This window comes from Streptomyces sp. NPDC007929, from assembly GCF_042959065.1.
In the GTDB taxonomy this organism is placed as follows: Bacteria; Actinomycetota; Actinomycetes; order Streptomycetales; family Streptomycetaceae; genus Streptomyces.
In genome coordinates, this window is sequence record NZ_JBIBKD010000010.1 from 148,266 (window position 1) to 169,570 (window position 21,305).

A 21,305-nucleotide genomic window follows, 5' to 3' on the forward strand; every position below is an offset into this window, starting at 1 on the left:
GCTCGTGCGGTGGTGCGGCCATGTGGGCGGAACCGGTGGGCTCAGGCCACGGCCGCCCCGCCCACGGGGGACATTTCGCATAGTGCGGCAGAGCGCCGCTCCATGCATCCAGTGCCGGGGCAGACGGCAGAAAGCGGGGAGACGTGCCCGATCCCATTTCTCGGACCTCACGGCAGCCGGACGTCGACGTGCTGGTCGTCGGCGGCGGGCCGACCGGCCTCACCCTCGCGTGCGACCTGGCCAGGCGGGGTGTGCGCACCCATGTCATCGAGGCGGGCGAGGGGCTGCCCGCCGGTTCCCGGGGCAAGAGCCTTCAGGCCCGCACGCTGGAGGCGTTCGACGACCTCGGCGTCATCGACGCGGTGCGGGCCGCCGGTTCCCCGTTCCCGCCCATGCAGACCTGGCGGGACGGCGAGCGCGGGGGCGAGTGGTGGCTGATCGAACCCGACCCGCAGGCCCCGGTGTCGCGGCAGCCACAGCAGTGGCTGGTCCCCCAGTGGCGTACGCAGGAGATCCTGCGCGATCGGCTGCTCGAACTGGGCGGAACCCTGGAGTGCGGCTCCCGGCTCGTGTCCCTGACGCAGACGGACACGCATGTGACGGCCGAGGTGGCGCGGTCCGACGGCGGCCGCCGCCTGATGACGGTGCCTTATCTGGTGGGCGCCGACGGCGGTCACAGCGCGGTGCGCGAGTCCCTCGGCATCGCCATGAAGGGCGAGGACCGCGGGCTGCGCCCGGCGGTGGTGGCGGACGTACGGGTGCGGGGCCTGGACCGTGACCACTGGCACGTCTGGCCCAAGGACCCGCCGGGTGAGCTGCTGCTGTGCCCCCTGCCGGGAACCGACGACTTCCAGCTGAACGCCAAGATCACGGGAGACGAGTTCACCGCGACCGCCGAGACCGTGCGCGACCTGCTCGCCGCGCGGACCCATCTGCCCCCGGACGCCGTGACCGAGGTGGTGTGGAGTTCCTTCTACCGGCCGCGCACCGCGCTGGCCGAACGCTTCCGCCAGGGGCGGGTCTTCCTCGCCGGGGACGCCGCCCACCTGCACCCGCCCGGCGGGGGCCAGGGGCTGAACATCGGAGTGCAGGACGCCTGCAACCTCGGCTGGAAGCTCGGCCAGGTCATCGGCCGCGGAGCCCCGGCCGCGCTGCTGGACAGCTACGAGGCCGAGCGCCGGCCCGCCGCGGAAGACGTGCTGAACCTCAGCACCCGGCTGTACCGGGCCGGCCGCAAACCCCAGGACGGCAAGCAGTCACGCCTCCGCGGGAAGGTCTGTCACCTGCTGTCGGCGCACTACCGCGACAGCGAACTGTCGACCGAGGCCCGCGCACCGCGTTCCGAGACGGGTGTGCGGGCCGGTGACCGGGCGCCGGACCTCCCGTGCGTCACCGCCGACGGCCCCTGCCCGAATCTCTTCGGCCTGCTACGCGGCCCGGACTTCACCCTGCTGGCGGTGAACTGCGCGCCGCCGCGCGCGACACCGGGTGTCCGCACCCAGCACGTGACGGGCGGGCCGCTCGCGGAGGAACTCGGCACCGGGCTGTTCCTCATCCGCCCCGACCACCACATCGGTCTGGCCGCCGACCGTCCCGAGGAGGTGGACCGCTACCTGGCACGGGTCGGCCTGCGGAGCAGCTAGAGCGCCGTGGTGCCCGGCCTCAGCACAGGACGCGCAGGGCGCCGGGCAGCACCCTGGCCGTGACCGGGAGGGCGGCCTCGATCTCGCCGTCCGCGCCGTAGGGGAGGTCCCGGTCGGCCTCGATGCGTATCTCCCGGCCGCGCAGGACCCGCACCTGGGGGCGGTGGATGTGGGCGCCGGTGTCGAGTTCCCTCATCAGCGTGAAGAACAGCCGGCGCGGCGCGTCGCGGATCATCACGACATCGAGGAGGCCGTCGTCCAGCTCGGCCTCCGGAGCGATGCGGCGCGCGGAGCCGTAGTAGCTGGAGTTGGCGGCCACCACGGTGTAGCCGGTGCAGGTGTGCTCCTGGCCGTCGACGGTGATCCGGTAGCCGACAGGGCGCCAGGTGCTGATCGCGCGCAGGGCACCGGCGTAGTAGGAGGCCGAACCGCGCAGCAGCCGGGAGCGGTTGGCGTGGAGGTTGGCCAGCGCGTCGACGCCCGCGTAGACGCTGCCGAGCACGACGGTGCCGGCGTGGACGGAGGAGGTGACCTCGATGGTGTCCACGGCGCGGGGTGTGCCGTGCAGCAGCACCCGTGCCACGCCCTCGGGGTCACCGGGCAGGCCCAGGGCGCGGGCGAAGTCGTTGCCGCGCCCGGCCGGGACCATGCCGAACAGTGCGCCGGTGCCGCTGAGGGCGCCGCCGATGGATCCGGTGATGCCGTCACCGCCGACGGCGAGCACGACCCGGCCTCGTTCCCCGGCGTGCCGGGCGAGTTCGCGGGCGTGGGCGAGGCTGCGGCTGTACTCGGTCTCCAGCTCGGCGCCCGCCTCCCGCAGCAGACGGGCGACCTTCAGCAGCGCCGCAGCGCTGGTGGCTCCGCCCGCTGTGGGGTTGACGACGGCGGTGAACTGTCGCATCGATGTGCCTCCGGGCTGACGGGTGGTGCCGGGCTGTCGTCTGGTGGGGGTGGTGCGTGCGAGCGGCGCGTGGCGCCGCGGTCAGTCGGCCGGCAGCAGAACGCCGGGGTTCAGCAGGCCGTCCGGGTCCAGCCGCCGCTTGACGGCAACCAGTGCCTCGACACCCAGGTCCGTGGCCTCCCGGACGTACCAGTCGCGGTGGTCGGTGCCGACCGCGTGGTGGTGGGTGATGGTGCCGCCGGCGGAGAGGATCGCGTCGTTCGCGGCGTGCTTGGCGCGCGTCCAGTGCGCCACGGGGTCCGCGCCCTGGGCGGAGACGACGGTGAAGTACAGCGAGGCGCCGTTCTCGTAGACGTGCGAGATGTGGCACATGACCAGGGGTGGGGTGCCGTTCTCGGTGAGGGTGGCGGTCAGCGCGTCGCGGACGCCCGCGTACAGGCCGGGCAACCGGGACCAGTAGGCGGCGGTCTCCAGCGTCTCGGCGAACGCGCCCGCTTCGAGGAGCGAGTCCCGCAGATACGGCGCCGAGTAGCGGCCGTGCGCCCAGCGCTGTCCCGGTTCGTCGCCCGCGAACTCGCCGCCGCAGTCGGTGAGTACGGCCGCGGCGGCCGCCCGGCGCTGTGCGGTGTCCTCCTCGGTGCCCTCGAAGCCGACGACGGCGAGGCATCCCGCGCTCCGCTGCCCGGCGGCGGAGCCGATGGCCTCGGGCTGGGCCAGGCCGATCAGTGTCTCGGTCTCGTCGGAGAGCCGCAGCACGGTGGGGCGCGGGCCGTCCTGGGCGAGTCGGCGCAGGGCGGTGCTGCCCGCGTCGAAGGAGGCGAAGCGCCACCCCTCGTAGCGGCGGGTCCGAGGGACGGGCCGGACGCGGACGGTGACCGAGGTGATGACGCCGAAGGCGCCCTCCGAACCGAGCAGCAGCTGCCGCAGGTCGGGGCCGGCGGCCGAGCGGGGCGCACGGCCGGTGTCGAGAGTGCCTTCCGGCGTGGCGAGGGTGAGGCCGAGGACCATCTCGTCGAAGCGGCCGTAGCCGGCGGAGGCCTGGCCGCTGGAGCGGGTCGCGGCGAAGCCGCCGATGCTGGCCCATTCGTAGGACTGCGGGAAGTGGCCGAGGGTGAAGCCGTGTTCGGCCAGGAGCGCCTCGGCCTCGGGGGCGCGCAGACCGGCCTGGAGGGTGGCGGTCCGGGAGACGGGGTCGAGGTCGAGCAGGCGGTTCAGATGGCGCAGGTCCAGGGCGACGAAGGGCGCCTTGCCGGTGGGGGCGAGGCCTCCGACGACGGAGGTGCCGCCGCCGAACGGGACAAGGGCGAGGCGGTGTTCGGCGCAGACCCGGAGTACGGCCAGGACCTCGTCATGGCCGCGCGGGAGGGCCACGGCGGCCGGGGCGTCGGCGGTGTCACCGGCGCGCAGGCGCAGCAGGTCCGGGGTGGACTTGCCGCGGGTGTGCCGGACGCGGCTCTCGGTGTCGGTGCGGACGTCGTCCGCCCGGTCGCCGAGCGCGGTGCGCAGCGCGTGCAGGGCGGCGCCGTCGAGGGCGGGCGTGGAGATCTCGATCTCCTCCAGCCGTGCTGATGCCGTGGGCTGCGGCGTGACGCCGAGCCAGTCGCGCAGCAGCCCGGTCACGGTGTCCGGCAGCGGCGTCGCCCTGGCCGGGTCTCCCCAGCCGTTCCACAGCATGTCCATGCCTGTCGTCCTCACCGGTCGTCGGGGTTGCCGCCGGAGCGGCGTCGGGGTTGCCGCTGGAGCGGCGTCGGGGTTGCCGCTGGAGCGGCGTCTGGCGTTACACTGTTACACATGACGCCTAATCGTCACAACAGCTCGGCCCAGCCGAACTCCGCCGACAACGACGCGGTGCTCGACGCCGTCCGCGACTGCGTCCTCGCCGTCGGGGTCCGGCGGACGACCATGACCGACGTGGCCCGTCGCGCGGGCCTGTCGCGGATGACGCTCTACCGCCGCTGGCCCGACGTCCGCTCCCTCGTCGGCGACCTCATGACGCGCGAGTGGATCGCCGTCGCGACCGGGTCCATGCCCGAGAGACGGCCGGAGCTGGGCACCCGCCCGCCGCTGATCGACGGCCTGGTCGCGGGGGTGGAGGCGTTCCGCGCCCACCCGCTCTTCCAGAAGATCGTCGACGTGGATCCCGAACTGCTCCTGCCCTATGTGCTGGACCGGCGCGGCGCGAGCCAGGAAGCCCTCCTGGCGCTGCTCGCCGCCGCGCTGCGCGAGGGGCACGCCGACGGTTCGGTGCGTGCGGCCCCTGCCGAACGCCAGGCCCGGACCGTGCTGCTGATCCTGCAGTCCTTCGCGCTGTCCCTGCGCACCATGACCGACGAGGACGACACCGAGCTCACCGCCGCGGCCTTTCTGGCCGAACTGCGCACCGTTCTGGAGAGGACCCTCACCCCATGAGCCAGACCGTCGTCCGGGCCGCCGGGGCCTCCCTGTCCGCAGCCCGGCGCACCCGCGAACTGGCCGAGGCGACCGACGGCCGCGTGGTGGACGTGCTGGTCGTGGGCCTCGGCGCGACCGGTGCGGGAGCGGCCCTCGACGCCGCCGCCCGCGGTCTGGACGTCGTCGCCGTCGACGCCCACGACCTCGCCTTCGGCACCTCGCGCTGGAGCTCCAAGCTCGTCCACGGAGGGCTGCGCTACCTGGCCTCGGCACAGTTCGACGTCGCCCACGAGAGCGCGGTCGAACGCGGTGTGCTGATGGAGCGCACGGCGCCCCACCTGGTGCGTGCCCAGCCGTTCGTCCTGCCCCTGACCGGACTCGTCTCGCGCGGCCAGGCCGCCCTGGCCTGGGCCGGCTTCCGGGCCGGCGACGCCCTGCGGCTGTCGGCCCGTACGGCGCGCGCCACGCTGCCCGCCCCACGTCGGCTGTCGCCCGTGGAGACCCGGCACCTGGCCCCGGCACTGCGTTCCGGCGGGCTGCGGGGCGGGCTGCTGTCGTGGGACGGACGGCTCACCGACGACGCCCGTCTGGTGACCGCCCTCGCCCGTACGGCCGCCGCGCGCGACGCCCGCGTGCTGACCCGGGTCCGGGCCCTGGAGATCACCGCGTCCGGTGCCCGCGTTCGGGACGAACTCACCGGCGAGGAGGGCGAGATCCGGGCCCGTGCGGTGATCAACGCGTCGGGTGTGTGGGCCGGGGACCTCGTGGACGGCATCCGGATCCGGCCCTCGCGCGGCACCCACCTCGTCCTGCGTTCGGAGCACCTCGGCCCGCTCCCCGCAGGCCTGCACATCCCCGTCCCCGGCGAGACCAACCGTTTCGTCCTCGTCCTGCCCCAGGACGACGGCCGGGTCTACGTCGGGCTCACCGACGAACCCCTCGACGAACCCGTCCCCGACGTCCCCGAGGCGCCCGAGACCGACATCGGCTTCCTGCTCGACGTCCTCGGATCCGTACTGGACGTCCCGGTCCGCCGCACCGACGTCGTCGGCGCGTTCGCCGGGCTGCGCCCCCTGCTGGACACGAGCGGGACGGACCGGCCCGGCGCCCCCTCGCGCACCGCCGACATCTCCCGCCGGCACGCGGTGCTGACCTCACCGGACGGCGTGGTCAGCGTGGTCGGCGGCAAGCTCACCACCTACCGCCGGATGGCCGAGGACGCCGTGGACGCCGCGGTCGCGGCACGCGGCCTGGCCGCCGGTCCCTCCCCCACCGCCGCACTTCCGCTGGTGGGCGCCGCGGCCCCCCGGACCCTCGGGGCGCTGCGCGCGCCCCGCCGCCTCGTCCAGCGCTACGGCACCGAGGCACCGGCGGTGCACGCCCTGGCCGAGCGGGACCCGCGGCTGGGCGAGCCCGTCGTCCCGGGGCACCCCGTCACCGGCGCCGAAGTGCTGTGGGCCCTGCGGCACGAGGGCGCCCTGGACGAGGCCGATCTGCTGGACCGGCGCACACGCATCGGACTGGTCCCGGCGGACCGGGCCGGGGCACTGGCGGCCGTGCGCGGACTGGTCGGTGACTTCGGCTCGGCTCCGTGACAGGAGGTCCGCGTGCGACCGAGCCCGGGCCCTGAGCCCGGCCGTCTTCCAGCTTCGCTTCACAAAGCGCCGGCCGGCGTGGCGGTCGTCACTCGCCCCACCTATGCCGCAGGCCGTCAGCGCGGGCGCCCGATGGTCCGGAAGGTGACGCGGCCCGATGGCGAGTTCTGTCCGGCGCCGGGCCGCGGGTGGGCCGGTGCAGTCTTCGCCGTGTCCGGTGCCCGCCGCCTCACCCACGGCGGGTGAAACCGCGTGCACCCGGTGCCACCCGGTGTGCGGCCCGCCCTCGGGCTCCGGTTCCGGCGACTCCCGCGGCACGGCCCCTCAGCGCATGAGGGAGGCGGCCGCCCGGCGCTCACCCCCCGCGGGGGAGGCCGCCCCCGGCCCAACGGCGCACGCTGGCCGGGACTCCGCTGCTCCACCCCGTAGGCCTTGAGAAACAGAGGCGCACGACGACAAAAGTGAGGCGCACGATGACCGCGACACCCACCGAACCGTCACACCGGGCGAGGGACGACTGGGCCACCGGCCTGACCGCCTTCGCGGCCGTGATGCTCTTCCTGGTCGGGCTGCTCGACCTCTTCCGGGGCATCATGGCCATCGCCGAGGACGACATCTTCGTCACGACCCGCAACTACGTCTTCGAGTACGACCTGACCGGCTGGGGCTGGATCCACCTCGCCCTCGGCGTGGTCGCCATGGTCGTCAGCATGGGGCTGCTCAGGACCGCGATGTGGGCCCGTGTCGTCGGCGTCGCCATCGCCGGGCTCGTCATCATCGCCAACTTCCTGTCCCTGCCGCAGTACCCGGTGTGGTCGATCGTGATGATCGCGCTGTCGGGCTTCATCATCTGGGCCTTGTGCGTCGTACCGCGCGAGAACCTGCTCGAGCCGTCCGAGGACGGTTCGTGGCGCGCCCCCGACGACGCGTACCGTCCCACGGTCACGCCTCGCCCTCCGCGCTGAGGACCCCAGGGGTGACTTCCGGGGCCGCCCGGTCCGCCGTGCGGCCGGGCGGGAAGGCTGGGATGCTGAGGGTGGAAGCGCTGCCCATGACGTGGCCCTGACCCGACAGGGGTGATGAGCGCCGTGTCGGATCTTCCTGCGCGTGCTCAAGAATCCGCGGTTCCCCTTCTCCCGCCGTTGTCGCACACGGACCCCCTGGGCAATCCGTTCCTGCGCACACGGTTCGCCCTGCCGGCCAGGCCCCGCACGTATCTGCGGCGCCGGCGGCTCGTCGACCACCTCGACCAGGCCTTCACGACACCGCTGACCCTCCTCGACGGACCGGCCGGAGCCGGCAAGACCCTGCTGGCCGTCGAGTGGGCCTCCCGGCAGAGCCCCCCTGTCGCCTGGCTCTCCTTCGACGACGGGGACAACCGCCCCGGCTTGTTCTGGTCCTACGTGCTGCAAGCCCTGCGCGTCAGCGGCGCCGCACCCTCCGCCGCCGTCGGGGCACCGGTCAACGCCTCCCGGGTGGGCCGCAGACTGCTGGCCACCCTCGCCTCCGAACTGAACGAGCGCGAACGGCCCGTGCTCCTGGTGCTCGACGAATACGACCGCGTGGCCGACACGAAGATCGCGGAGCAGCTGGAGTTCGTCCTGCACCACGCCGGCCGGGGGCTGCGCCTGGTCCTGGTCACCCGCACCGAACCCCTGCTCCCCCTGCACCGCTACCGGGCGGTCGGCGAACTGACGGAGATCCGCTCCGCCGAACTGGCCTTCACTCCCGAGGAGGCCGCCGCACTGCTGGACCTGCACGGGGTGAGCGTCCCGGTGCAGGCGGCACGGAACCTGGTCGACCGCACCCGGGGCTGGGCCGCCGGGCTCAGCCTGTCCGCCCTGGCCGCCCGCGAGAGCGCGGATCCCGAGCTGTATCTCAAGGAGTTCGAGGCGGACCGCAGCACGGTCGCGGACTTCCTGCTGGCCGAGGTCCTCAAGCGGCAGACGCGCGAGACCCAGGACCTCCTGCTGCGCGTGAGCGTACTGGACCGCTTCTGCCCCGATCTGGCCAACGCGCTGACCCAGCGCATCGACGCCGAGCCGCTCCTCGCCGGACTGCACCGCGAGAACGCGTTCGTCGAACGGCTCGGGCACTCCTGGTACCAGCTCCATCCGCTGTTCCGGGAGATCCTGCGGGCTCATCTGCGGGTCCGGCTGCCCGGGCTGGAACCGGAACTGCACCGACGGGCCGCACGCTGGCTACGCCGTCACGGCCACCTGCCGGAGACACTCGCCCACAGTGCCGCCGCCGACGACTGGGACCTCGCCGCCGGTGCCCTCGTGGACGACCTCGCGATCGGACGGCTCTTCACCGGTCCGAACGCGCACGACCTGGCGCAGTTGTTCTCCCGGATGGGGCCCGAGGCGAGAAGCCCGGCCACGGACCTCGTGCGCGCCGCCCACGACCTGTCCCACCACGACCTCGATCACGGCCTGGCGAGCCTGCGCCACGCCGAGGAACGGCTCGCCGAGGACGACCGCGACCTCGCGGCGGCGCGCCTGAGCTGTGCGCTGCTGGAAGCCCTGGCCGCCCGGCTCACCGGGTGTCCCCCGCAGGTGGAGAAGGCCGCCGAAATGGCCGCTGAACTGCGGCAGGAGGTACCGGCGCACCTGCTGGACAAGCATCCCGAACTCACCGCCCTGCTGCTGACCCACGTGGGCTCGACGCTGCTGTGGGCCGGGCGCTTCGAGGATGCGCGCGCCGTGCTGACCACCGTGGCCGGTGCTCCCGGCGGGCCGTCGACCGAGGCACCCCGGGAGGAGGCGATGGGGCACCTGGCGCTGCTCGACTACCTCAACGGCTGGCCCGGCCGGGCGGAGCGCAAGGCCCTGGCGGCGGTCCCCGAGGCGGACCGCCCCGGTCCGTCCCAGCCGAGCGGCTCCGTGATCGGGCGACTGGTCCTGGCCGCCGTGGCGGTCGACCGCGACGAGCTGGACCGGGCCCAGGCCCTCATGGACCGTACGGACGACGGTCCCTTCGACGCGCGTGATCCGGTGACGGTGGCGGGCCGTGCCCTCGTCACGGCTCGGCTCCTGATGGCCCGGGGGAAGATGCGGGCCGCGGTCGAGGCGGCGGCCCCGGCCGTCCCCGCCGTCGTGGCCTCCCCGTGGGCGGCGAGCCAGGAGGCACTCGTGACCTCGGCCGCCCATCTGGCGTCGGGGCGGCCCGACCGGGCCACCGAGGCGCTGCGGGCGGTCTCCGGCGAGCAGCCCGTGTGCGCCGTGGAGGCCGCGTCGATCCAGCTCGCCGCACGACGGACCGCGGCGGCCTTCGACCTGCTCGACGGCATCCACGCCGAGGACCGCACCGGCCCCGCCGTGACCGTGCGGGCGGCGCTGGTCAGGGCCCGGGCCGCCGACGTGGCGGGAGATCCGGCGACCGCCCGCAAGCTCCTGGCCCAGGCGCTCCTCGACGCCCGGCGCGAACGGCTGCGGCGTCCGTTCCTGGACGCCGGAGCGTGGATCCGGCCCCACCTGGCCACGACACCGCTGCACGATCTGGCGGCGGGCTGGCTGCTGCCCGCTCCCCCGCAGCCCCGCGAGCGGCCGGGGCCGCCGTCGCCGCCCGCGCCGCTCGTGGTGGTGGAGCTGAGCGCGCGTGAGCACGACGTCCTGGAACGGGTGGCCCGGATGATGTCGACGGAGGAGATCGCCGCGGACCTCTGCCTGTCGGTGAACACGGTGAAGACCCACCTCAAGAGCGTGTACCGGAAGCTGGCGGTGAACCGGCGCGGCGAAGCGGTCCGCCGCGCCCGCGACCTGCGGATGCTGTGAGCCCGCGCCGGTGCGGGAGTCCGGCTCCGAGCCTCTCCCCCCTCCCGGGTGAGGCGGGCGGCGCGCGCTTCGGGGTGTGATGTGGGCAGCCGGCGCGTGCGCCGGTGCACGTCCGGGACCTCCCGGCCGTACCGGGCCGACTCGGCGAGGTGGACACCGTGAAACGCTGGCGGGCGCTGATCGTCCTCCAGGCCGGTATCACCTTCGTCCCGACCGATCAGGTGCGCTCGGCGGCCCAGCGCGCCGGGCTGCCGCCGTCCGAGGTCGAAGCCGTCGCGGACTCCTACGCCTCGGCGCAGTTGCAGGGGCTCAAGGCGGCGATCCTGGCCACCGGCGGCATCGCCCTGGCCAGTTTCCTCGTCACACCGCACCTGCCGACCGCCCGGCAGGGCCGGCCGCGGGAGCGGAGCCCCGACGCCTCGGCCGCGCAGACCGAGCCGACACTCTGAGGCCACAGGGGGCCCCTCATGTCCAGGACGACACCCGCCCCGGCCGACCGAGGCAGGCGCCGGGGCCGCGCGGACTACACGGGCGGCGTCTATGGTTCGATGCTCGCGGCCTCCGTGGTGGTCGGCGCCGGCTCCCTGGGGTCGTTCCCGCGGGCCGAGATGGTCGTGCTGCTGCTCCTCACCGGGGTGGTGTTCTGGATCGCGCACGTGCACGCCCAGTTGTTCGGGGCGCGCCTGGCCCAGCGGACTCCGGACCGCCGCCTCGTGATGGACGTGTGCCGTGACGAGTGGCCCATCGTCAAGGCCGCGGTCCCGCCGGCGGCCGCGGTGGCGGTCAGTCCGCTCCTGGGGCTGGACGTCCGCGGGGCGCTCTGGCTGGCCCTGGGTGTGGCCGTGGCCGGCCAGGTCGGCTGGTCGGTGGCCGCGGCGCGGCGCGCCGGTGCGTCGCCGCGGCTCATGGCCGTCACCGCGTCGGTCAACCTGCTGCTCGGCCTGCTCATCGTCGCCGTGAAGATCGTGCTCAAGCACTGATCCCGGCGTCGGGTACCGGCCGGTTCACCTGCTCCGGGTGAGGTTCGGGGCGGCACGGAGGCGGACGATGACGCATAGGGCGCCGTCCGCCTGTCCCCGGAGCCGTGGGAGGACAAGTCCGTGCGCTACGAGATCCGCGTCGAGGGACACCTGTCCGAGACCCTGGCCAAGGCCTTTCCGGAGCTGGGCCATGTGGTGATGGCCGGTCAGACGGTCCTGTTCGGCCCCGTCGTGGACGACGCGCATCTGTTCGGACTGCTGGCACGCTGCCAGTCGCTGGGACTGCGGGTCGTGGAGATGCGGCCGGTACCGGAGTAGGGCGAGGGTCCTGGGGCGTACGGGGCGAGGAGGCTCCCGTCCCACCGCCGCGGCGACGGTTCACCCGCACAAGGAGGAGTCATGACCATGTCGCATGGTCCGGCATCGTTCCCCGGGCGGGAGCAGCACTCCGACGGAGCCTCCCTCCTGGCGACGGGCGACTCCGCGTACGGCCTCGCGCGGCTGGGCCGTTCCTGGACCTGGCTCCTGGCCTCGGCCGTGGCGACGCTCGTACCGGGCGTGCTGCTCCTGGTCTGGCCGGAGGCGACCCTGCACGTCGTGGCCGTCCTCATCGGGCTGTACCTGCTGGTGAGCGGGATGTTCCGGTTCGTGTCCGTGTTCGGCCGGGAGGAGCAGGGGGAACGGCTTCCTGCGCTGATCCTCGCCGTGCTCTACGTCCTGGCCGGGGTGCTGTGCCTGCGCAACCCGTTGCAGACGATCGCCGCGCTCTCACTGGTCGTCGGGGTCGTCTGGCTGGTGTCCGGGATCCTCACCCTCTACACGGCCATCGCCGCCAAGGACCTGCCCCACCGCGGCGTCGTCCTGGGTGCGGCGGCGCTCGGCATCATCGCGGGCATCGTGGTGCTCGCCCTGCCCTCGGAGTCGGCCCGCGCCCTGACCCGTCTGCTCGGCCTGTGGCTGGTCCTGCTGGCCCTGGCCGAGGCGGCGGTCGCCCTCGCATGGCGGACCGCGCTCCGCAAGGCGCTCGCCCTGGGGCCGCGCACCCCCACGGGGTCGGCTTGACCCCGCTCACGACGCTCCGGGGGCGCACCCATGGCCCCGGCCTCGTCCCCGGACTCACCCGCGCCGGGTGACGCCGGTCGTGGCCTGCCGGTCCACCCTGGACGCAGCGCGCGCCGGCGGCCCGGCGAGCACCGGGAACGGAGGAAGACATGAGCGCATCCACGTATCTTGCCTACGACTACCCCCTGCTGAGCGTCTTCTGGAGCATGCTCCTGTTCTTCCTGTGGATCATGTGGTTCGTGCTGCTCTTCCGTGTGGTGGTCGACATCTTCCGGGACGACGACATGAGCGGCTGGGCGAAGGCGGGCTGGCTGGTGCTCACCGTCCTGCTGCCCTTCCTGGGCGTCTTCCTCTACGTGATCGCCCGCGGGAAGGGCATGGGACGCCGTGAGATCGCGCAGGCCCGGGCGCAGCAGGAGGCCTTCGACGCGCGCGTCCGGCAGGCCGCGGGCACCGAGGGCCGGACCAGCAGCGTCGACGAACTCGCCAGGCTGTCGGAGATCCGCGAGCGCGGCGCCATCACGGACGACGAGTTCCGCAAGGCGAAGGAGCTCGTGCTGAGTGGCCACGCCCCGGCCGGCTCCCACACCTCCGACCGTTGAGCCCCCGCTGACCCACGCGCCGGCGATGCGTGCCCCGTACAGTGAAGTGACGGCCCCTTCGCCCGCACCCCTCGTACGGGAGCACCCATGCACCACCCGTCCGGCGCCCCCGACGACGACTCCGGCGCGCTGTTCGGACTCGACGCCCTCACGCCCGGACCGGACGCCACCGCGCAGCGCCCCTCCTTCCGCACCTCGGACACGGCGCGCCGGCTGCTGCCCGTGCGCGAGATCTACGCCGAGCCGGCGGCGGCCGAGTCGCCCCGCGGGAGGCAGATCAGCGCCCGGTTCCCCGACGCACGGGTGACGACGGTGGAGTCGCACTGGCGTCTGCCCGGGCTGCACGGCAACCGGGGGAACATCGAGCGCTGGGTGCGCATCAAGGGGGAGACGCTGGTCCTGGGCGAGAGGAAGACCCTCACCACCCGCCCCAACGGACGATCGGCGGACTGGATCGCCCCCGGCGCCTCCAACGGCTGCGCGATGGCCTGCGCCTACTGCTATGTGCCCCGCCGCAAGGGGTACGCCAACCCCATCACCGTCTTCACCAACATCGACCGGATCGTCGCCCACATCGCCCGGCATGTGGCACGGCAGGGGCGCAAGCCCGAGCCGAACCAGTGCGACGCGGAGTCTTGGGTGTACGACATCGGGGAGAACGGCGACTGCTCGGTGGACGCGCTGATCAGCGACAACACCGCGGATCTGGTGCACGCCTTCCGGCAGTGGCCGACCGCCAAGGCGTCCTTCGCCACCAAGTTCGTCAATCCCGATCTGCTGGCCCTCGACCCGCGTGGCCGCACCCGCATCCGCTTCTCGCTGATGCCGCCGGACGACGCCCGGCTCCTCGACCTACGCACCTCGCCCGTCGCCGAGCGCATCGGCGCCGCGGCCGACTTCCTGGACGCCGGGTACGAAGTGCACTTCAACCTCTCCCCCGTGGTCGTCCGCCCCGGCTGGGAGGCGGCCTGGGCCGAGTTGCTCACCCACCTCGACGACGCCCTGCCCCAGCGGGTGAAGCGGCAGGCGGCGGCCGAGGTGATCATGCTGACCCACAACCGGGACCTGCACGAGGTCAACCTCGGCTGGCACCCCCGCGCCGAGGACGTCCTGTGGCGCCCGGAACTCCAGCAGGCCAAGCGCTCCGAGAACGGCGCCCTCAACCTCCGCTACCGCAACGACGTCAAGGGCGAGGCGGTGGCGGCCCTGCGTACCCTGATCGACCGTCACGCGCCCTGGCTGCGCGTGCGCTACGCCTTCTGAGTGCGTCTGGCTGCCCGCCCACTCCTGCGGTGACGCGGGGGCGCGGCCGTACGTCGCCCGAATGCCGGTGAGGCGAGCGGCCGCCGAGCGGGCACTCAGTCCTACATGAGTGATCACCACGAAGGACCGGACGCGGCGCACCGCCGTCCACCCGGCATGACCGACGCCACCGTCCGGGCCCTGGGCGCCCTGTCCAAGGCACTGGAGACGACCGAGCGCGCACGCGGCCACCTGTACGCCTTCCACCAGCTGACGGGCGGGGCCGACTTCGAGCTGGACCGCGCGTTCGACCTCCTGCACGAGGCCGGCCACCCGCAGTGGGCGGAACGGATCCGCAGCGAGATCACCGGCCGCAATGTCATTCCCGGGCACTGGACCTTCCAGATCATCGAGGCGTACGACGCCACCTACTACGAGCCGTTCAAAGCCACGGAACGGGAGGCACGCCAGGAACTGGCCGACGGCCGGGACCACCTGTACGAGGCCGAGCTCAAGGAAGAGCGCCGCACCGGTGGGCACCCCGATCACACGGCCCGGCCCGACGCTCCGCCGCAGAGCTGACAGGCCCGTTCGGAGCGCCGTCGAAAGGGCCACGCCGCCGGATGGCCCATCGCAACGGTTCACGACCTTCATGGACATAACCTGCCCGGTATGAACAAATGCCATATCGCATATCTGGCGTGCGCCGCGGCACTGCTCGGGACGGGCCTCGGGGCCGCTCCGTCGGCCGCCGGCCACAAGGTCCATCTGGTGAAACCCGGGGAGTCGATCCAGAAGGCGGTGGACAACGCCCTGCCTGGTGACACCGTGCTGCTGGCGCACGGCACCCACCACGGAAGCGTCGACGTGACCACGCCCGGACTGACCCTGCGGGGCATGGGCCGCGGCACGGTGCTCGTACCGGAGACCGGCGCGGGCGCCACCACCCTTCCCGCCCCCACCCTTCCCGCGGGCACGGCGGGCGCCGCGAGGGCCACCGGCAGCTGTGCCGCGGCCGGCAACGGCATCTGTGTCACGGGCACGAAGGAACACGGCGTCGACGGCGTCACCATCGCGTCCCTGACGGTGACCGGCTTCGTCAAGACGGGCGTTCACGCCTTCGAGGCCGACAGGCTGACGGTGCGCAACGTCACCGCGGTCCGCAACGGGGTGTGGGGCATCGCCACGGAGCGCTCGGCCCGTGGCGTGTTCCGCGGCAACACCGCCCGGGACAACGGCGACGCGGGCCTCTTCCTCGCCAACACGGTGAAGGAGGAGGAAGGCGCCAGCGACACCGGGGGAACGGTGGTCGAGCGCAACCGGCTGGAGGGCAACCGGATCGGCGTCACCATCCGCCGGCTGCGCAACCTGACCGTCGCGGGCAACCACCTCACGGGCAACTGCGCGGCGGTCTTCGTCGTCGGCGACGAGAACAAGCCGAAGGCCGGCCTCGTGACCGTGCGCGAGAACCGCATCGAGCGCAACAACAAGTCCTGCCCGAAGACCGCCCGGCTGGACGCCCTGCAGGGATCCGGCATCGTCCTGACGGGCACCGAGGACAACCTGATCACCCAGAACGTCATCAGGGACAACGTCGGCACGTCCCCGCTCTCCGGCGGCATCGTCGTGTTCAAGAGCTTCGTCGGCACACCCAGCGAGCGGAACCGGATCAGCGACAACCTGCTCGAGGGCAACTCCCCGGCCGACCTGGTCAACACGGACCCCGGCGAGGGCAACACCTTCCAGGGCAACTCCTGCCTGACGTCCAAGCCCGCGGGTCTGTGCTGACCGGCGTACCCCGTCCCATCAGCCCTCGTACTCGATCCCAGTGGAAAGGCGGCACATGACGACCACTCAGCCCGCTCCTCCGCCGTCCATGCGGCTGCGGGAACTCGCGTTCGGGGCGGCGTGTGCCGCCGCCCTGCGTGCGGCCGCCCGGCTGGGCGTCGCCGACGCGGTCGGTGACCGGCCCATGGCCGTGGAGGACATCGCGGCCGCGGTGAAGACCGAACCCGGCCCGCTCAGACGGCTCCTGCGGGCCCTGTCCTGTTACGGCGTGTTCGCCGAACGCCCGGACGGCTCGTTCGCGCACACCGACGTCTCGCGGCTGCTGCGCGAGGACGACCCCCACAGCCTGCGTGCCATCACACTGTGGTGCACCGAGCCGTGGACCTGGGACGTCTGGCCGAAGCTCGACGAGGCGGTGCGCACCGGCCGCAACGTGGTGGAGGACCTGTACGGCAAGGAGTTCTTCCCCTACCTCAACGAGGACGCCCCCGAGTCGGCGGACGTCTTCAACCGCGCCATGACGACCTCCAGCGTGCAGTCGGCGCAGGACGTCGCCGCGTTCCTGGACCTCACGGGATGCGCCTCGGTCGCCGACATCGGCGGTGGCCAGGGGCACGTGGTGGCGAGCCTGCTGGACAAGTACCCGGACCTGCGCGGGACGCTGCTCGACCTGCCCCGGGTGGTGGAGAACGCCGTGCCGCGCCTGCGTGCGGGCGGCGATCTCGCGGACCGCGCGCAGGTGGTGCCGGGCGACGTCCGGACGGCCGTCCCGGTGAAGGCCGACGTCTACGTCATCAAGAACATCCTGGAGTGGGACGACGAGAGCACCGTCCGCACCCTGCGCAACGTCCGTGCGGCCGGCGGTCCCGGGACGCGGGTGGTGGTCATCGAGAACCTCGTCGACGACTCGCCCTCCATGCGGTTCAGCACCGCGATGGACCTGCTGCTCCTCCTCAACGTCGGCGGGGCCAAGCACACCCGCCAGAGCATGGTGGACCGGCTCACCGAAGCCGGCCTGGTCATCGACGACATCAGTCCGGTCAATCCCTATCTGCACGCCTTCGACTGCCACATCCCCGGCTGATCCGAGCGCGTCCCGAGGGGCCCGGTGATCCCGGGCCCCGTCGACGCGCACAGACCGACGGCCGCCGGGTCCGCGACCTGCGGACCCGGCGGCCGTGCTGTGCCGGCGGCGGTCAGCCGGCCGGCTCGCGCTCCCAGAGGTAGAAGCGCTGCGCCATGGCGTCCTTCGGGGAACGCCAGGTGTCGGGGTCGTACGCGCTGACGTACGCGGACAGGCGCTCGCTGACGTCCCGGAACTCGGGATGGCCGGTGATCCTGGCGATGGCCGGCCCGGGGTCGCGCTCGGCCTCGATCAGGTGCATGTACACGTCGCCGAACTGGAAGAGGCTGCGCCGGGTCACGCCGACGAGGTGCGGCAGCTCCCCGCGGTCGGACTCGGCGAACACCTTGGCGATGTCGGGCGCCGACCCGGGGGCCATCCGGGCGACGATCAGGGCTTGGTGCATGGGTGTTCTCCGTCCGGCTCAGCCGGTCGGACCGGCATGTGCACCGCGTTCCGCGGCGATCTTCTCGACGCGGTCGCGGATGAGGGCCATCTGCACCTTGGAGTTCCGGTTGATGTTGTCCGTCATCCACTCGTCGTCGACCGGGGCGTCCGGCTTCATCGCGAAGTCCTGCGTCCAGACCATCCGCGTGCCGGCCGGTACCTCCTCGTACCGCCAGAGGATGTTCATGTGGTCGAAGGGACCCGTCTCGACGCGGCGGGCCTTGACGGTGAGCTTTTCGCGGTCGGGCTCGCGCTCGGAGACCCAGCTCCAGACGGTGCCGTTCTCGTCCGGGTGCATCGTCAGCCGGAAGGTCGTCCGGTGGCCCTCCCGGGAGATGATCTCGACGGAGGCGTACTCGCTGAACAACCGCGGCCAGTTCTCCAGGTCGTTGGTCACCTCCCAGACCAGGTCCAGGGGTGCGGCGATGGTGATCTCGTTCTCTGTGTGTCCGGTCATGTCACGCTCCTGCCAGAAGGGCGCCGTTGACGAGGTCGAGGAACTGCCGGGGCGTCTTGGAGCGCTCGGCGTCGGTGGGCATCGGCGTGCCGTACCGGTTCTCCAGCTCGCCCACGATGCCCAGCAGGCCCAGCGAGTCGACGCCGAGCTGCTCGAAGGCCGTCTCGTCGCGGCGGAGTTCCTCCGGGGTGACGGTGACACCGGTGCACTTCTTCATGAGTTCGGCGAGTTCTTCCACCGAGATGCGGTCGTTCATGCCAGGTACCTTCCTTGCCTGTTCCGCGGCGCCTCAGGACGAGGAGCCGGTGGCGCCGTGCCGCAGCACCAGCGCCGAGTTCGACCCCATGAGCCCGCGGCTGAGCACGAGCGCCGTGCGTACCTCGGCGGTACGGGCCCGGCCTGTCACGAGGTCGAGGTCGTGGCAGATGTCGAAGACGTTGGGGGTGGGCGGGATCAGACCGTGCTCCATCGAGAGCACCGCCGCCGCGACGTCCATCAGCGGCGCCGCGCAGTAGCCCCGGCCGATGCCGGTCTTCGGCGCGGTGACCGGCACCCGGGTGCCGTGGGCCCCCAGGGCGTCGGCGATGGCCAGCGCCTCGGCCCGGTCCGCCCGCGGGATGCCGAGGGCGTCGGCGAAGACCACGTCGATCTCCTCGGGCGCGCAGTCGGCCTCCGCAAGGGCGCCCCGGACGGCCTGGGCGAGCCCTTGCCCGGACTCCTCCCAGCGGGAGGCTCCCGTGAAGGTCGCCGCGTGTCCGGCGAGGTGGGCCCGTACGGGCGCGCCCCGTTCGAGGGCCGTGCTCTCCGTCTCCACCACGACCATGGCGCCGCCCTCGGCGGGCACGAATCCGCAGGCCGCGGAGGTGAACGGACGATAGGCACGGGTCGGGTCGTCCACCGTGCTGAGTTCCTCGTAGCCGAGTTGGCAGACCACCGAGTAGGGCGCGATCGGTGCCTCGGTCGCACCGGCCACGATCACGTCGGTGCCGCGCCGTACGGCGCGTGCCGCGTGGGCGAGGGCGTCCAGGCCGCCGGCCTCGTCGGCCGCGACGACCGAGCAGGGGCCCTTGAAGCCGCGGCGGATGGAGATCTGGCCGGTGCTGGCGGCGTAGAACCAGGCGATGGACTGGTAGGGGCCGACGAAGCGGCTGCCCTTGCCCCACAGTTGCTGGAGTTCGCGCTGCCCGAACTCGCCGCCGCCGGAGCCGGCCGCGGTGACCACGCCCACGGAGAACGGCACCTCGTCGGTCACGGACCGCGGGAGCCGGGCGTCGTCCAGCGCGAGGTCGGCCGCGGCCATCGCGAAGTGCGTGAACCGGTCGGTCTGGACGAGGAAGCGCTCCTCGATCGCGGCCGACGGGTCGAAGTCGCGGACCTGGCCCGCCACCCGCAGGGGCAGTCGCTCGCAGCCCTCCCGGGTGACGCGGTCCAGGACGCTGATGCCTTCCCGGGTGGACTTCCAGAAGGTTTCGGTACTGGTTCCGTTGGGCGCGACCACACCGATTCCCGTGACGGCCGCGCGCCGTGGACGAGGCTCGCTCATCGTGACTTCTCCCTCGGCCGGTTCATGACCACCGCGGACTGGAACCCGCCGAATCCGCTGCCCACCGAGAGCACGCTGTCGAGTTTGCGCTCGCGGGCCACGCGGGGTACGTAGTCCAGGTCGCACTCGGGGTCGGGGGTCTCGTAGTTCGCGGTCGGCGGTACCACCTGGTGGGTCAGGGCCAGCACACAGGCGACGAGTTCGATCGCCCCGATGGCGCCCAGGGAGTGGCCCACCATCGACTTGATGGAACTCATGGGGGTCTGGTAGGCGTGCGGTCCCAGGACTCGTTTGACCGCGGCGGTCTCATGGCGGTCGTTCTGCTTGGTGCCCGAGCCGTGCGCGTTGACGTAGTCGATCGTGGTGGGGTCGAGTCGCGCGTGGTCGAGGGCCTCCTCGATGGCGCGGGCCATTTCCACGCCCTCGCTGGTGAGGCCGGTCATGTGGTAGGCGTTGCCGAAGGTGGCGTAGCCGCCGATCTCGCAGTACACGCGGGCGCCGCGAGCCCTGGCGTGTTCCAGCTCCTCCAGGACGAGTACGGCGCCGCCCTCGCCCATGACGAAGCCGTTGCGGTCGGCGTCGAAGGGGCGCGAGGCGTGGGCCGGGTCGTCGTTGTTCGGGGAGGTGGCCTTGATGGCGTCGAAGCAGGCCATGGTGATGGGGGAGATCGGCGAGTCCGAGGCGCCGGCTATGCAGATGTCGGCGCGGCCCTCCTGGACGGTGTGGAAGGCGTATCCGACCGCGTCGAGGCCGGAGGTGCAGCCCGTGGAGACGGTCTGCACCGGGCCGCGCGCCGCGAACCGCTCCGCCACCGTCGAGGCGAGCGAGCCGGGCGTGAAGGCGCGGTGCAGGTCGGGGCCGGCCTCCCGGTGGTCCACGTCCCAGCGCTGCCCGTGGTGGCTGACCAGGACGTAGTCGTTCTCCAGCCGGGTGGTGCCGCCGACCGCCGTGCCGAGTGAGACGCCGACCCGCCACGGGTCCTCGGCGTCGAGGTCGAGACCGGAGTCCCGGACCGCTTCGTCTCCCGCGACCAGGGCGAACTGGATGTAGCGGTCGCTCCGCCGCACCTCGTGCTCGTCCAGTCCGTGGGCGGCAGGGTCGAAGTCGCACTCGGCGGCGATCTGCGAGCGCAGCCCGGACGGGTCGAAGAACGTGATGGCCCGGGTCGCCGTGCGTCCGTCCGCCAGGAGGTTCCAGAAGGCCGGCACACCTATGCCGCCGGGAGCGACGACACCTATGCCGGTGACCGCCACGCGCCTGGTCATGACCGGACCTGACGTCGTTCGGCCTCCGCTCCCACCACCGCGGACCGGACGTCGGTCTCCTCGGTGTCGACGTGGCCCAGCGGCGGACTCGGGGCCAGGGGGCCGAGGTGGAAGACCAGCCGGGCCTCCACGTTGCCGACGTTGCGGAAGCGGTGGCGCATGTTGACCGGGATGAGCAGCCCCTGCTCGGGCTGGAGCGGGTGCGGCTCTCCGTCCAGGTCCACCTCGAGCTGCCCGCACACCACGTACACGAACTCCTCGGAGTACGGGTGGTAGTGCTCACCGATCCGGTCACCGGGCTCGATGAGGGCCACGCCCATGAATCCACTGGTGGCGCCCACCGCGGCCGGAGTGAGCATGGCGCGCAGGTCACCGCCTCGCCGGCGGTTGGGCTCGACGTCGCTCAGGCTCACGATGTTGGGACGAGATGTGATCACGGGTTCCTCCGTTGAGGTGCTGCACCGACGCGGGAGAGGCGGTGCCGTCTCTC

General features: G+C 72.8%; 21 protein-coding genes and 1 pseudogene. 14 read left to right on the forward strand and 8 right to left on the reverse strand.

The features are described from left to right. The first annotated feature begins 143 nt into the window (after positions 1-143). The gene (locus ACFZDE_RS30745; RefSeq protein WP_391205367.1) at positions 144-1,643 is read left to right on the forward strand and encodes an FAD-dependent oxidoreductase; all 1,500 of its coding nucleotides are present in this window, start codon (positions 144-146) and stop codon (positions 1,641-1,643) included. Positions 1,644-1,662: 19 nt separating this feature from the next. Here the strand turns inward: ACFZDE_RS30745 and ACFZDE_RS30750 are convergent, their stop codons facing one another. Continuing rightward, on the reverse strand, positions 1,663-2,544 hold the full coding sequence (locus ACFZDE_RS30750) for a YegS/Rv2252/BmrU family lipid kinase (protein ID WP_391205370.1): 882 nt from the start codon (positions 2,542-2,544) through the stop codon (positions 1,663-1,665). Between the two features lie 81 nt (positions 2,545-2,625). After that, positions 2,626-4,224 carry an FAD-linked oxidase C-terminal domain-containing protein gene (locus ACFZDE_RS30755; protein ID WP_391205373.1) on the reverse strand — a complete coding sequence of 533 codons (1,599 nt, stop codon included), beginning with the start codon at positions 4,222-4,224 and terminating at the stop codon, positions 2,626-2,628. A 111-nt stretch (positions 4,225-4,335) separates the two neighbouring features. Here ACFZDE_RS30755 and ACFZDE_RS30760 point away from each other — a divergent pair, with 111 nt between their 5' ends. The 13 genes and pseudogenes from ACFZDE_RS30760 to ACFZDE_RS30820 all read left to right on the forward strand — a co-directional run bounded on the left by ACFZDE_RS30760 (position 4,336) and on the right by ACFZDE_RS30820 (position 17,064). After that, entirely contained in the window at positions 4,336-4,953 is a 618-nt protein-coding gene (locus ACFZDE_RS30760) for a TetR family transcriptional regulator (protein WP_391001626.1), read from the forward strand. Next, a complete protein-coding gene (locus ACFZDE_RS30765; protein WP_391205377.1) occupies positions 4,950-6,530 on the forward strand; it encodes an FAD-dependent oxidoreductase in 1,581 nt (526 codons plus the stop codon). Before ACFZDE_RS30760 ends, ACFZDE_RS30765 begins: the two co-directional genes overlap by 4 nt. A 473-nt stretch (positions 6,531-7,003) precedes the next feature. Next, positions 7,004-7,495 (forward strand): hypothetical protein, encoded by a 492-nt coding sequence (locus ACFZDE_RS30770; RefSeq protein ID WP_391001622.1) that lies wholly within the window; start codon positions 7,004-7,006, stop codon positions 7,493-7,495. A gap of 114 nt (positions 7,496-7,609) precedes the next feature. After that, complete coding sequence (locus ACFZDE_RS30775; RefSeq protein WP_391205381.1) at positions 7,610-10,306, forward strand: LuxR C-terminal-related transcriptional regulator; 2,697 nt, start codon at positions 7,610-7,612, stop codon at positions 10,304-10,306. 179 nt (positions 10,307-10,485) lie between these two features. Then, positions 10,486-10,755: pseudogene (locus ACFZDE_RS30780) on the forward strand (MFS transporter); the annotation flags it as partial. Positions 10,756-10,773: 18 nt separating this feature from the next. Then, on the forward strand, positions 10,774-11,286 hold the full coding sequence (locus tag ACFZDE_RS30785; protein ID WP_391001616.1) for a hypothetical protein: 513 nt from the start codon (positions 10,774-10,776) through the stop codon (positions 11,284-11,286). A 120-nt stretch (positions 11,287-11,406) separates the two neighbouring features. Continuing rightward, positions 11,407-11,604, forward strand: a complete 198-nt coding sequence (locus tag ACFZDE_RS30790) for a hypothetical protein (RefSeq protein WP_266461806.1) — start codon at positions 11,407-11,409, stop codon at positions 11,602-11,604. Between the two features lie 81 nt (positions 11,605-11,685). Next, positions 11,686-12,348, forward strand: a complete 663-nt coding sequence (locus ACFZDE_RS30795) for a DUF308 domain-containing protein (protein ID WP_391205384.1) — start codon at positions 11,686-11,688, stop codon at positions 12,346-12,348. A gap of 149 nt (positions 12,349-12,497) precedes the next feature. After that, complete coding sequence (locus ACFZDE_RS30800; RefSeq protein ID WP_391001611.1) at positions 12,498-12,950, forward strand: PLDc N-terminal domain-containing protein; 453 nt, start codon at positions 12,498-12,500, stop codon at positions 12,948-12,950. Positions 12,951-13,037: 87 nt separating this feature from the next. After that, the gene (locus tag ACFZDE_RS30805; protein ID WP_391205387.1) at positions 13,038-14,213 is read left to right on the forward strand and encodes a spore photoproduct lyase family protein; all 1,176 of its coding nucleotides are present in this window, start codon (positions 13,038-13,040) and stop codon (positions 14,211-14,213) included. 105 nt (positions 14,214-14,318) lie between these two features. After that, the gene (locus ACFZDE_RS30810) at positions 14,319-14,774 is read left to right on the forward strand and encodes a hypothetical protein (RefSeq protein WP_391001608.1); all 456 of its coding nucleotides are present in this window, start codon (positions 14,319-14,321) and stop codon (positions 14,772-14,774) included. Positions 14,775-14,864: 90 nt separating this feature from the next. Then, complete coding sequence (locus ACFZDE_RS30815) at positions 14,865-15,980, forward strand: right-handed parallel beta-helix repeat-containing protein (RefSeq protein ID WP_391205390.1); 1,116 nt, start codon at positions 14,865-14,867, stop codon at positions 15,978-15,980. A 55-nt stretch (positions 15,981-16,035) separates the two neighbouring features. Next, a complete protein-coding gene (locus ACFZDE_RS30820) occupies positions 16,036-17,064 on the forward strand; it encodes a methyltransferase (RefSeq protein ID WP_391205393.1) in 1,029 nt (342 codons plus the stop codon). A 112-nt stretch (positions 17,065-17,176) separates the two neighbouring features. Here ACFZDE_RS30820 and ACFZDE_RS30825 read toward each other — a convergent pair whose 3' ends face one another. The 6 genes from ACFZDE_RS30825 to ACFZDE_RS30850 are packed head-to-tail and all read right to left on the reverse strand — an operon-like array spanning position 17,177 to position 21,252. Further along, positions 17,177-17,509 (reverse strand): TcmI family type II polyketide cyclase, encoded by a 333-nt coding sequence (locus tag ACFZDE_RS30825; protein WP_391001603.1) that lies wholly within the window; start codon positions 17,507-17,509, stop codon positions 17,177-17,179. Positions 17,510-17,527: 18 nt separating this feature from the next. Next, on the reverse strand, positions 17,528-18,007 hold the full coding sequence (locus ACFZDE_RS30830) for an SRPBCC family protein (RefSeq protein WP_391001601.1): 480 nt from the start codon (positions 18,005-18,007) through the stop codon (positions 17,528-17,530). A 1-nt stretch (position 18,008) separates the two neighbouring features. Continuing rightward, positions 18,009-18,263, reverse strand: coding sequence for a phosphopantetheine-binding protein (locus ACFZDE_RS30835; RefSeq protein ID WP_391001599.1), 255 nt, complete (start codon positions 18,261-18,263; stop codon positions 18,009-18,011). 33 nt (positions 18,264-18,296) lie between these two features. Beyond that, the gene (locus ACFZDE_RS30840; RefSeq protein WP_391205396.1) at positions 18,297-19,550 is read right to left on the reverse strand and encodes a beta-ketoacyl synthase N-terminal-like domain-containing protein; all 1,254 of its coding nucleotides are present in this window, start codon (positions 19,548-19,550) and stop codon (positions 18,297-18,299) included. Beyond that, complete coding sequence (locus ACFZDE_RS30845; RefSeq protein ID WP_391001595.1) at positions 19,547-20,815, reverse strand: beta-ketoacyl-ACP synthase II; 1,269 nt, start codon at positions 20,813-20,815, stop codon at positions 19,547-19,549. Before ACFZDE_RS30845 ends, ACFZDE_RS30840 begins: the two co-directional genes overlap by 4 nt. Continuing rightward, entirely contained in the window at positions 20,812-21,252 is a 441-nt protein-coding gene (locus tag ACFZDE_RS30850) for a cupin domain-containing protein (protein ID WP_391205399.1), read from the reverse strand. The genes ACFZDE_RS30845 and ACFZDE_RS30850 overlap by 4 nt, the downstream gene beginning before the upstream one ends. Positions 21,253-21,305 lie beyond the last annotated feature (53 nt).